Source organism: Pedobacter sp. GW456-11-11-14-TSB4 (assembly GCF_059424425.1).
Map to the genome: position 1 here is coordinate 383635 of NZ_JBWKZK010000004.1, position 12956 is coordinate 396590.

The 12956-nt window shown below is 36.1% G+C and carries 5 protein-coding genes; all 5 read right to left on the reverse strand.

Annotation, left to right across the window (positions count from 1 at the left end; all coding sequences use genetic code 11):
- Positions 1 to 59 precede the first annotated feature (59 nt).
- The 5 genes from AC07XU_RS15525 to AC07XU_RS15545 all read right to left on the reverse strand — a co-directional run bounded on the left by AC07XU_RS15525 (position 60) and on the right by AC07XU_RS15545 (position 12937).
- Positions 60 to 2213 carry an alpha-glucuronidase family glycosyl hydrolase gene (locus AC07XU_RS15525; RefSeq protein ID WP_494944555.1) on the reverse strand — a complete coding sequence of 718 codons (2154 nt, stop codon included), beginning with the start codon at positions 2211 to 2213 and terminating at the stop codon, positions 60 to 62.
- Positions 2214 to 2233: 20 nt separating this feature from the next.
- On the reverse strand, positions 2234 to 4846 hold the full coding sequence (locus AC07XU_RS15530) for a glycoside hydrolase family 3 C-terminal domain-containing protein (protein WP_494944556.1): 2613 nt from the start codon (positions 4844 to 4846) through the stop codon (positions 2234 to 2236).
- Positions 4847 to 4949: 103 nt separating this feature from the next.
- Positions 4950 to 9008 carry a hybrid sensor histidine kinase/response regulator transcription factor gene (locus AC07XU_RS15535; RefSeq protein WP_494944557.1) on the reverse strand — a complete coding sequence of 1353 codons (4059 nt, stop codon included), beginning with the start codon at positions 9006 to 9008 and terminating at the stop codon, positions 4950 to 4952.
- 134 nt (positions 9009 to 9142) lie between these two features.
- A complete protein-coding gene (locus AC07XU_RS15540) occupies positions 9143 to 11059 on the reverse strand; it encodes a sialate O-acetylesterase (RefSeq protein ID WP_494944558.1) in 1917 nt (638 codons plus the stop codon).
- A 195-nt stretch (positions 11060 to 11254) separates the two neighbouring features.
- Positions 11255 to 12937, reverse strand: a complete 1683-nt coding sequence (locus tag AC07XU_RS15545) for an endo-1,4-beta-xylanase (protein ID WP_494944559.1) — start codon at positions 12935 to 12937, stop codon at positions 11255 to 11257.
- Between the last annotated feature and the right edge of the window lie 19 nt (positions 12938 to 12956).

The following is a 12956-nucleotide window of genomic DNA, read 5'->3' on the forward strand; positions in this document are numbered from 1 at the left end:
AACAAATTATATTGGAATTTATTTCGCATTTCTTACATCTCACTTCTAAAATCTATAAATCAATTCTTAATCCCCGGTACAAAGCTAAACTTAAGGTTTTGATAATATTTTAGATCGTGGTCTGGTTTTTCATATCCGGCAGGTAAAGGTAATTTTGAAAAAGACTGGAAATAAAGCAAACAAGCGTTCCTCCACCATTTTGCTTCATTATACTGGATTTCTAATAGCTGATTAACTTCCTGATGCCTTTCTTCATCAATCTTCCCTTTCATAGTTGCCCATGTTAATTGCATCGATTCTACACTTTTTACGCCATCATAATAGTGTTTAACAAGCTCATTCCATAATGTATTTCCCGAACTCAATTGATCTGTCCATTTTACCCGATGAAACCACAACAAGTACTTTTCTGGAACCTTTTTAAGATCTCCAAATTGTTCAGCTACCGCTGGAAAATATTGTGCAACAGCATTTGAACCTGTTTTTGTTCTATTAAATCCGACACCAACACTATCAGCTTTATGATAGTAAACTGAAGTCCAATCATCTCTACCAGCATCATTAACCCAAGGACCTGGACCATAATGATGATTTTTTGCCATGATATGATGTAAACCAAGAGGAGTCATGTAATTAACTATTGTTTCTCTCGAATTCATCATCATTTTTTTAATATCATCAACGGCAGCTTTATCATTGGTAAATGTGAGCCTAATCCATTCCTCGGCAAGTTTATCCGCAGAAAGTTCTGGGTTCCAAGCCAATCGACCATAAGAAAACCAATTGGCTTGTGCAAAAGGATGTCCACACCAATTAATATCAGAACCGATGTTTGCAACGCCTGCAATTGCGGTTAATTGATGGCTATCAAGCTTACCCGAAACCACTTTCGCCACAATAGATCCCTTGCCTTTTGCATAAGTGTCAGCGGTTAATACCTCTGTAAACATTGTTGCTAGGTAAGCCAAATGAGTAGAAAAACCTAAGTACTCCTGCGTTAGCTGAAATTCCATCATCAGCGGAGTAGCAGGCATTGCGCCAAACAAGGGGTGAAAAGGTTCACGAGGCTGAAAATCTATGGCACCATTTTTTACCTGTACCAAAACATTAGGTTTAAACTTTCCATCCAAAGGCTTAAATTCACTGTAGGCTTGTTTTGCTCTGTCATCCGGCACTTTATCATCATAAACGAAAGCTCGCCACATTACAATTCCACCAAAAGGAGCAAGTGCATCAGCAAGCATATTCGCACCATCTGCATGGTTTCTGCCATAATTTTGCGGCCCAGGCTGTCCTTCAGAATTTGCTTTCACAAGAAATCCTCCAAAATCTGGAATGTATTGATAAATTTCTTTCGCCTTTTCAATCCACCATTGCTTAACTTTTGGGTCTAATGGATCTGCTGTTTTTAAGCCTCCAATTTCAATGGGGGCACTAAATCTAGCTGATAAATAAACTTTTATCCCGTAAGGTCTAAAAACCTTGGCCAATGCAGCTGTTTTGATAAGATAAGGAACTGTTAGCGACAATGCATTGGTGTTTACATTATTTAAAACAGTTCCATTAATGCCAACTGAGGCATTTGCACGAGCGTAATCTATATATCTTGATGGAGTAAACCCTGGTAATTTATGCCATTCCCACAATGAAGATCCAGCATAACCACGTTCTACGGTACCATCAAGATTATCCCAATGGTTAAGAATTCTATTTTTTATAGCTGGCAACTCTTTAATATTTAGATTGATCAAAGGAATATTAGACTGTAGCAATTTAATAAAATGAAAAACCCCGTATAAAACACCTTTATCACTTAGTGAACTGATAACGATTTTTTGTTGTCCGTTTAGGGTTACGCTTTTTATTAAAAATCCATCATCCCCTTTAGGCAAATCATTTGTGTTAATGATAGATTTTATTGCTGATGAATGTTGCGGCGTACCAACTATCAAAGACGCAGAACTATTTGGTATAGAACTGACGTTACTTGCTAGCAAACCATGTAAAGCGAGAAAAAGCTCCTTTTTAGCCACTATGTCGGTTTCAGAATTACCTGCAAAATTCACAGACTTAATTTGGGTTTTATATTGTTCAAGCAAAGCCCGATTTTCTATTTTATCATACCTTAACCATAATCTATATCCCGTTTCGGCAAGACAAAACTGTGTTATGAGAGCCAGTAACAGTACAATTTTAAATTTTAAAAACTTCATAAAGTGGGGCTTTTTACTTTTTAGAAAATAGAAATAGTTTTATGAAGTATATTACCAGAAGTGCTGTTCAATTCATCAGGCTGTGAGCCTCCAGTGCTAATCATTAACTTCCCTTTAATCAGCTGCGCTAACCCTTTTTCATCTACAAAAGAAAGTTCTTCTGGTGAAAGCGTAAATTTCACAACTTTTCGTTCTCCAGGTTTTAAGGATATCCGTTCAAAACCTTTTAGTGCTTTAAGCGGCGACTTAACTTCGGAATTTGAGTTTGTAATGTAAACTTGAACTACTTCTTCACCTGTAATTTTACCTGTATTTGTAACGGCAACACTTAGCGCAATTGCATTTCCACTTTTAATTTGTGTTGGCATAGTTAATTGCTCATATTTAAAGGTGCTATAGCTTAAACCATATCCAAAGCCGTACAATGGCTTTCCTGTAAAATAACGATAGGTTCTTCCCTTCATTGAGTAGTCAGAAAAATCTGGCAGATCTTTATCAGAACGATAAAAAGTTACTGGTAATCTTCCAGCTGGGTTATAATCTCCAAAAAGCACATCGGCAACAGCAGTACCTGCAGATTGGCCACCATACCAAGTATTTACAATTGCATGCACATTTTCTGCCTCCCAAGGAATAGCTATCGCACTTCCAGTCATCATCACAAACACCAAAGGTTTGCCAGTTTTCTTAAGTGCCTTCATTAACTCTGTTTGTACTTTAGGTAATAAAATTGAAGTACGATCGCCTCCATTAAAACCAGGGAAATTAACTTTCATTTCTTCACCTTCTAATTGTGGTGAAATACCACCTACAAAAACGATGGCATCAGCATCTTTAACTTTCTCAGTTATTGCTAAAAAATCAGTTCTCTGATAATCTCCGGAACTCAATTTAATATTTGCTTTGCCATCTCCTTGCCAATATGCTAATGATAGCTGATATGACTTCCCGGCTTCAACATCAATTTTAAATTGCCTAGCACCCCATCTATTTCTAGTCCAAGCATTAATAACCTCTTTGTCATTTATCATAAAGCGATAGCCATCATCACCCTCTATCTCGAATGTTAGAGAGCCTGTTTTGCTAGCGATATAATTAGTAGTGTATTTAGCCGAAAAATTTCTTGCTGTAATATTGCCTATTACTCCTTGTCCCTCTTGCCAGGCTAAATTTAGCTCATTCTCATATCGAGTTACAGGATCACCTTTTAATTCTACATTATTAAAGTATTCTGCTTTAAAACCTTGTTTACCATCAATGCTACATTGCTTTGCATAATCCATATAAACCAACAGCGTATCATTGGTAAAATTGATTGCTTGTTCGTATACCACATTTGCATTTGGAAGTTTTTCTTTAATACCCTGCACTACCGTTTTAAGTTCTGTTGGAACACCATTGTAATTACCCAAAATGGCAATCGCATTATCTGCGTTTGGCCCCAAAACAACAATTTTTTTGGCCGATTTACTTAAAGGCAAGGTTTGATTTTGGTTTTTAAGCATAACAATAGATTGTTGTGCCATTTTTAAAGCATGAGCTTTATGTGCCGAACTTTCTAAAACAGAAGAAGGTGTTTGCGCATATTTCACCATTGCAGGCGGATCAAACATTCCAAGCTTAAACCTAGTCATGAAAAGTCTTTTAACCGATACATCAATTTGTGCTTCTGTTAATTTACCATCTTTAACTGCTTTAACCAAAGATTTATACGCATCAGTACCACATTCTACATCTGTTCCATGTAACACTGCATCGGCTGATGCGCTTGCAGCATCTGTATGGGTTTTATGGTTTTTAAAGAAATCATCAATACCCCAACAATCAGAAGTTACGTAACCTGTAAAATTCCATTGTTTGCGTAAAATATCCACCATCAGCAAATCGCTTCCACAGCATGGCTGAGTTTGAAAAGCATTATAGGCACACATTACCCCTTCTACTTTTGTATCTACTACTAAAGTTTTGAATGCGGGCAAATAAGTATCCCACAAATCATATTTGCTCACTTCGGCATTAAAAACATGCCTTTCTGGCTCCGGACCACTGTGTACAGCGTAATGCTTAGCACATGCAGCGGCTTTTAAATATTTTGGATCATCGCCTTGCAAACCTTTAACAAACCAAGCCCCCATTGATTTTGTCAGAAAGGGATCTTCTCCGTAGGTTTCTTGACCTCTACCCCAACGCGGATCACGAAAGATATTAATATTGGGTGTCCAATAGGTTAAGCCCATGTAGCGGTCGCCACCTCTGCCCGCTTCTACTGCTTTATTGTGAATAGCTCTTCCTTCTAGTGCAGCGTAATCTGCCATCTTAAAAAGCGATGCTTTATCAAAAGTGGCGGCCATACCTATAGCTTGCGGAAAAACAGTTACTTTATAGGGGGTTCTAGCTACTCCATGAAGTACCTCATTCCACCAATCATACGCTGGTACATCTAAACGTGGTATTGCTGGTGCCGTATTTAGCATTTGGCTTACCTTTTCTTCTAGTGTCATTCTAGCTACCAGATCATTTACTCGAGTTTCAAAATCGAGTTTATGATTTTGGAAAGGGAATTTTTGAACTTGTGCAAATGTATTGAAAGATGTGGTTAGCAATAACACTAATAGCTTTAGGGTTGACTTCATACAATGTTTTTTGGATAGCATCAAAACTAATAGCAATTGAGGCTTTTGAATAGACTATTTGTTCAAAAAGAAGCATCAAATGTTCGTTAAGTCTTACTTATGGTTACTTTCTACGTTTAGCTTGGATATACTCTGATGGCAACATGTTAAATTGGGTTTTAAACAACCGAGAGAAATAGCTTGGCGTACCAAAACCTGTCATGTATGCAATTTGGGCTACATTATAATCGCTTTTTTCGAGCAACTCAATTGCTCTATCTAATTTAACGGAGCGGATGTATTCTATTGGCGTTAAACCCGTAATTTCTAATAATTTGTGATAGAGCGATCCTCTGCTCATACCAACATGTTTACTTAATTCTTCTACTGAAAGTTCAGGATTATTAAGCTTTTCATCGATATACTGAACAATCTTGTTTAGCAATTTCACCTCGCTTGATTCAATTTCTATTTCTTTAAGCTGCACCTGCACTTGTTTAGAATAGGCTGATTTAACCGAGTCATTGTACAACAACAAATTATCTATTTTAGCATGTAAAATATTGAAATTGAAAGGTTTAGTAAGGTAATCATTAGCACCAGATTTAAGCCCTTTAATTTGGTCGTCTTCACCACTTATGGCAGTAAGCAAAATCACAGGTATATGACTAGTTCTTTTATCAGATTTAATTTTCTGACTAAGTTCAATTCCATTCATTTCTGGCATACTGATATCGCTAACCACTAACTGCGGATGTCCAGAAAGTGTCTTTTGCCAACCTTCTTTGCCATTTGAAGCCTCAATGATATTAAAATACGGCTGCAAACTATCCTTCAAATGAAATCTAAACTCTTCATTATCTTCTACCAAAAGCACAGTTGCTATTTTATTATCTGTTGGAACTAATACTGGATCGGCAATATTTTCTGTTTCAACATCATCATATTGATCCATAACAATGTCTAGTATTGGCACATTTTCCAATAATTTGATCGGCATTTTCACCATAAAGGTTGTGCCTTTACCTAATTCGCTCTCAACAGATATTTCTCCTCCATGCAATTCAATAAATTCTTTTACAATTGACAAACCAATACCACTACCTTGATTAAGTATAGATGTTTCGTTATTATCCATAAAGAACCTCGTAAAAACTTTCATTTTACTTTCTTCGGCAATTCCAATACCAGTGTCAGAAACTGATAAGGTAAATATTGGCTCAGCTTCTTCACTAACTTTTAGTGAAGTTTTTAAAGCAACCTCGCCACCTTCGGTAGTAAATTTAAAGGCATTAGATAGGAGGTTAAATATAATTCGTTCTATCTTATCATGATCAAATAAAGTATGGATGCTTTTTATATCATTTTGAACAGTTAAAGCTATTTTTTTACGATCTGAAAGATCTTGAAAAGCCTCAGCAGCGTCATTAATGAATGCAATTAGATCGCCTTCATGTAGATTTAGTTTTAGTTCTTGCTCCTCCATCTTCCTAAAATCTAACAACTGATTAACAAGATTCAGTAACCTTCTTGCATTTCTTCTAATCATTTTTACCTGATTTATAACAGGCAAATCTTGATTTACCGATAACAACTTGTCTACTGGAGCTAAAATGAGTGATATGGGCGTTCTAAACTCATGACTTAAATTGGTAAGAAATTTGATTTTTTGAATGTCTAAAGCATGTGCACGTTCGGCCTCTCTGCGTTGCTGTAAAATTCTTTCTTCTGCATTTATCTTTTCTTGTTCAGTAGCCAATTGCTGTTTAATACGCTGTATGCCTCTCTGACGAATGCCGAAAAGTATTGCGCAAAATAAAATCATATAAAACAAATAGGCGTAGGTGGTTCTGTAAAATGGAGGATGAATATGAATTACAACTGAAGTAACGTCCTTACTCCAAACCCCTTCATTATTACTCGCTCTAACCTCAAATACATAATCACCAGGATCAAGATTGGTATAATAGGCAGTTTTTTCACTACCCACATGATTCCAGTTTTTTTCTAATCCTACCAAACGATAGGCATAATGATTTTGTATTGGAGCCGTAAAGTTTAATGCAGTATAGGTAATAGAAAAATTTTGTCCGTAGTTGAGATTAATCTCTTTAGCGGCACTTATTTGCTCAGTAATTGGCGAATTCTCATTTGGGAGCACTATAATGTTTGCAACTTTTAATTCAGTAAGCAATACTTTTGGAACGATTACACGAGTTGGAAGTGTTGTTGGCGAAAAATAATTAAAGCCATCTTGACCACCAAAATACAGCTCTCCATCTGAGGTTTGAAGACCTGAACCTAGGATAAATGGACCATCTTGAATACCATTAGGCTTTCCAAAATTTTTGAATTTTTTTGTTAATGGATTAAATGAGCTTATTCCTTTATCGGTGCTAACCCAAATTATCCCATCTTTACTTTGCAATATCTTATAAACAATACTATTCGCTAATCCATTTGCTTCTCCAAAATTCTCGAATTTACCTGCACTTTTGTTTAATAAATTAAGACCTCCACCACTTGAGCCTGCCCATAAATTACCCTTGTTATCATGCAAAAGACTAATTATGACATCATTTGAAAGTCTGCTATTTTTTTTATTAAATACTTTAGACGTACCTGTTTTTGGGTTGAATTGGATAATTCCTGTACCATTGGAAGCAATCCACATATCTCCGTTAATGTCTTCGGAAATTGACCTCATAAACCCATTAGTTGGCATTAATTTTGGCACAATAGATTGTGTGCCATATCGCTTAATTAAACCTGTTTTAGGATCATAAACATTAATTCCGCTCCCATTAGTTCCTATCCATATTAATCCATTGCTATCTTCCTTTATAAAAAATATATCATTCTGACTTAAATCAGTTGCATTATTGCCTGCCAAAATTTGTTTATAGCTTTTGCTTAAGGGATTATAGATAAATAAACCGTTTTGATAGGTTCCAATCCAAAGCTGACCTTTAGAGTCTAATTCAAGTGCGAGTATAGACAATGGATTTTGAGGATCTATTTTGCTTTTAATCTCAGGATGTTCAAACATACCTGTACCTCTATCGAAAAGATGCAAGCCACCACCATCAGTTCCGACAAAGATTTTACCTTTTTTATATTCTACAAAAGATGTTACAATTGGAGACGAAAGCCCCATTGGATCAAAAGGACTACTTATTTTAAGATTAAACAAAGGCAAATTTGGATCAAGCTTGTTTACACCACCTTGGTAGGTACCCAACCAAATGATGCCGTTTTTGGCCATAAAAATGCTCCTTACAGATTTATGGCTTAAACTAAATGATTTTCGCCTATTTGGCCTGATACTAGAAAAAGTTTCTTTATCAACGTTAAATACACTAATACCATCTTCTGTACCTAACCATAAATCTCCATTATCGGCTAATTTTGCAGCATAAATAATATCATCAGATGCAGATTTTTTATTTAACTGAAAAAATTTTTTAAAGTACTTTCCGTTATCAGTTAATAAATTTAAGCCTTTATTTGTTCCAAAAAATGTTCTACCATATTTATCCTTTACGATAGATCTGATACAATTATCACTTAAACTATTTGGATTTGATGGATTATGAAGAAATTTTTCGGTTACTCCAGATTTTTGATCGACCCTTAGCAAACCAATGTTTGTACCCACCCACACTTTACCATCATCGCCCTGAGCAAAAGACAAAACACTAGATCCCAAACCATCAACCCCTATATTGGTAACTTTCAGCGTTTTTCTATTGATAATTCGATAGCCACCAAATGTGCCTACCCAAATATTTCCCGCTTGATCTTCAAACAAGGTAATTACATTAAACTCACTCTTTCTTCCTGGTATACCATCTCCTTCAAATGATTTGAATAAGTTGTGTTTGGCATCATAATAAGCTAAGCCACCACCACTAGTACCAACCCATAATCTTCCAGTTTTGTCTTCTAAAAGCGAGGTTATGTCATTTGAAGGTATACTAGAATTGTCATTACTATTATAAGTGTAAACCGTAAAATTAGTACCGTCAAACTTATTTAAGCCGTCGTTAGTGCCAAACCACATCAACCCATTTTTATCTTGAAGTATAGTGTTAATGGTGTTTGCAGATAGACCGTTTTTTGTGGTAAGAGCAATAAACTTTGGCCCATCTTGGCCAAGCACAACATTACCTATCATTAACATGACAAGAAAAAGTAATATCCTACTTGATTTTATTTTGAATATCATAATTGTAAAACTCTTTATCAAATTAGTTTTGCAGAAAACATTGTCCAAAACCAACTTACTATTAGATTTGTACTTGATTTAACCTACTCCTATTTAATAATTACCTCAAACGGCGAAGCAGGTAATCCTTCCATATTATATAAATTTGCACCTCTTGGGTTATCTGCCCATGCATATCTCACTGCTATAGGATCAGTAATTGATTCATTCCATACGATTACTGAATCGCCTTCAATTTTTGCTTTTGCCCAAACATACTTTTTATCGGCACCTGCTATTGCAAAATGATAAAGTGGAAGGTTATCATTTGTAATTAATCCCTTGCCTACATGATTAAATTTTAAAATAATTTGATTATCATTTGCTACAGCAGACTTTAAAAGTGGCCCAGAATACGCAATTTTATTATTGCCATAAGCAAGATGCTGGCCCCACAAGGCTAATCTTTCTCCAATTTCTTTTTTGTTTAGCGGATGTATATCGTTCCATTCACCGGCGTCGATAGCAACTGCCATCCCAGTGTTAGTAATATCTAAAGCTTTCAATTGGCTCTGACGCATCTGTGCCCAATCACTCTCAACAGGAGAATAATCTACCTCCATATAGTTTGGCAGCTGTGCATATAAAAAAGGAATATTACCTAAACCCCATTTCGCTCGCCAATCGCTAATAAGTGCAGGGAGTAGCTTCGCATATTCTTTGGGCTGACCAGCATTTGTTTCGCCTTGATACCATAAAAATCCCTTTATGGCATAGTTGACAGCAGGTGCAACCATTGTGTTATAAAGTCCAGTAGGTGAATTTTGTGCCACTATTGGCCTTAAACTATCTTGAACTTTTTGTAAATTATCAGCTTTAGCAAATACCTGATTTACTTGATATTGCCATTCGCCTCTCAAATCTATTTTTTGACCGTTAGCCTGAAGAGCATAGTTTTTATCTGGAACAAAGCCGCCTTTACCACTTGTATTTGTAACTTTTACTAAAATGGTATTTTTACCCGGTTTTAATAAGCTTGAAGGAATGTTATATCTTCGGGGAGGATACTGATAAGTAATGTTACCTACAAAAACGCCATTTACAAAAGTCGAGTCAGAATCAATAATTCGACCCATATAAAGCTTGGCTGCTGTTCCTGTCATCGCCGCTGGAACATCTATTTCCTTTTTAAAAAAAACCACTCCATTTAAATTTCTCACACCCTGATCAGCCCAATAGCCCGGCATAAAGAACTTATACCAAGTTTTAGGGACATAAGAAGGCTTAATTGGCTGATCGGCACTTTTGGGAATTGCTTTTGCCTGCCTATTCATATAGGCAGTATCTTTAAAATTTTTTATTTGCGCTAAATGCTGTGGAAACTCTGCGAATGCATTTTCACTCATCCAAGCTTCTATAGGCGTACCTCCTACACTTGAATTAATGATACCAATTGGTACATTATATTTTTGGTATAGATTTTTCGCGAAAAAATAAGTAACACCACCAAATTCTAATATCCCTTCTTTGGTTGCTGGTTTCCACTTACTTGCTGGCAATTCATCATGTTCGCGTGTTACATCTGCTTTAGTTGGAACGAAGAAATTACGAATTTGCGGAAAATCGTCGCTTTCAATTTCATTAGGATAATTTTCGCGTAAACGCTCCATACCCAAAACCATGTTTGATTGCCCAGCGCAAAAATAAACATCTCCTATTAAAACATCAGTTAATGTAATTTGATTTGAACCCTGAATAGTCATTGTATACGGTCCGCCAGCGGACATAGCTGGAAGCATTATTAGCCATTTATTATCTTTTGAAGTAGTTGTACTTATATTTTTATTGTTAAAGCTTATTGTTACACGTTCACCGTTAGCCGCCCAACCCCATATTTTAAGCTTAATATCTCGCTGAAGCACCATATGATTACCTATAAGCTGGGGTAGTTTAACGTCAGCCTTACATTCAAAAGTTAAAAGCCAAAAGAATGCAGACAATAAGATGTGTCGCAACAGCAGGTTCATATTAGGTTATATTTTGGATTATTGAACCCGAATATATACATTTATATTAACAAAGCAATCGGTTGCATAAAAATATTTTACATTTTTTGAGATTGATTTTTAAATAAAAAAAACGAACATTTAACGCACCTACCCTATTAAAATAAAAAAGCCAAGAGAATTATTCTCTTGGCTTTTTATTGCGGAAATTATGCTTTATTTCTTTAAACCATCAGCAACACCCACATAAGCAGGCTTTCTCACTAAACTTTCTGTCCATAGACCGATTGGTTCACCCGCTCTCCAACTTGAACTAGCCGGACTATCTTGTGGTGCCCAAATTGTAATACCATATTGCTGTGCAGGTGGTATAAGCTCTAAATATCTTTTTACCACATATTTATACGTATCTGCTTGCTGGGCGTATTGTTGTGCTGTTGCTTGCGGTGTTTTCACATTGCCAGCAAAACCCATATCTAGCTCAGATATCTTGATAATTTTACCTGTAGCTGCAAGCAGGGTAAACATTTCATCTATCTTAGCTCTATCTGAAGATGCTACAATATGCATTTGTGTACCAATACCATCGATTTTTGCGCCTTTACCTTCAAGATATTTAACATATTCAATCAGTCCTTTGCATTTATCGATGCTGAATTCTAAATTATAATCATTGATAAAGTGAATATCAGTAGGATTACCATATTGTCTAGCAAACTGAAACGCTTTTAGTGCGTAATCTTTTCCTAAATAATCCTGCCAAAAAAACTCATCAGCAGCAATAGTTGCCCTCCCTGCAGCAGTTTTCAAGTCATAAGGCTTGGCGTCATCCATTGGCTCATTTACAACATCCCAAGCTTTAACATTGCCTTTAGAAGCTGTAACTATACCTTTAATCCATGTTTCAAGTGCATCTGTTAATAAAACTCTTTTCTGCTCTGGCGTTTTTTCGATGATCGTGCTTCCACCATTAGGATTATATTTTTTGATGGTAATATTATCAAAATAAAAACTTGTAGCTGTTTTACCTAAATTAAATGCTATTGTACCACTTGGAGCCATATCTGCGCTAACAGTAATTTCTCTTGTATAGGTTGCCCAGGTTGGAGTAGAATTAATTGTGCCGAAAAAATCCCAATGTTTATAGGCTCCAGGCGTTATGTGTGCTTGCGTAGAATATGATGCAGGAGCATCTGAGCGAACATCCATTTTAAGTTCGTATCTCTCTCCTACAGCAACAGCTGGAAGTCTAACAAATAACTGAGCATCATAATCATTTGTACGAACACTTGCATTTGTTATTTTTAATGCCCTGCCACTGCCATTTGCACCTTGACCTGCAGCGGTGAATGACGCCACAGCATTGGTATTAGATTGGTAATTAGTTGCAGCATCAGTTTCGAAATCAGCACCTGTAACCAAATCCCACGATGGGCCGCCTGTTGACGGAATAATTACCGGAGCAATTAAACTCTTTAAGTAAGTTGCATTTTGATTTGCATGCCATGCTAATGTATGCCCAAATACAGTAATACCTGCCTTAGAAGCCGCCTCTAATAAATTATTAACATTTGTTAAGGCTAAAGTACCATTGTTTTGCACTACAGCACCATGTTTCATTTCATAACCCAAAGTAATTTCATCAAAATTACTGTTGATTAACCTATACAGTACACCCTTGCTTACATATGCTTGTAACGATACCCCAGCTCCTAACTTAAATTTAGGATTAGTTGTTTTATTTAGATAAGTTTTTAAAGGACTATATGCATCTATTTGCTCTTGAGCAGCAAAAGCAGCAGGTTTTTCTACATTGAATTCCTGTGCCTCATATTTATGGCACGAAACAAGTAAAACGGCGGAAGTTAATCCGAATGCTATTTTATATAACTGTTTCATATTTTATGTTGATTGATTA

Coding starts and splice junctions, on each gene's coding strand:
- AC07XU_RS15525 (WP_494944555.1), bottom strand. CDS start 2,213: ATGAAGTTTTTAAAATTTAAAATTGTACTGTTACTGGCTCTCATAACA.
- AC07XU_RS15530 (WP_494944556.1), bottom strand. CDS start 4,846: ATGAAGTCAACCCTAAAGCTATTAGTGTTATTGCTAACCACATCTTTC.
- AC07XU_RS15535 (WP_494944557.1), bottom strand. CDS start 9,008: ATGTTAATGATAGGTAATGTTGTGCTTGGCCAAGATGGGCCAAAGTTT.
- AC07XU_RS15540 (WP_494944558.1), bottom strand. CDS start 11,059: ATGAACCTGCTGTTGCGACACATCTTATTGTCTGCATTCTTTTGGCTT.
- AC07XU_RS15545 (WP_494944559.1), bottom strand. CDS start 12,937: ATGAAACAGTTATATAAAATAGCATTCGGATTAACTTCCGCCGTTTTA.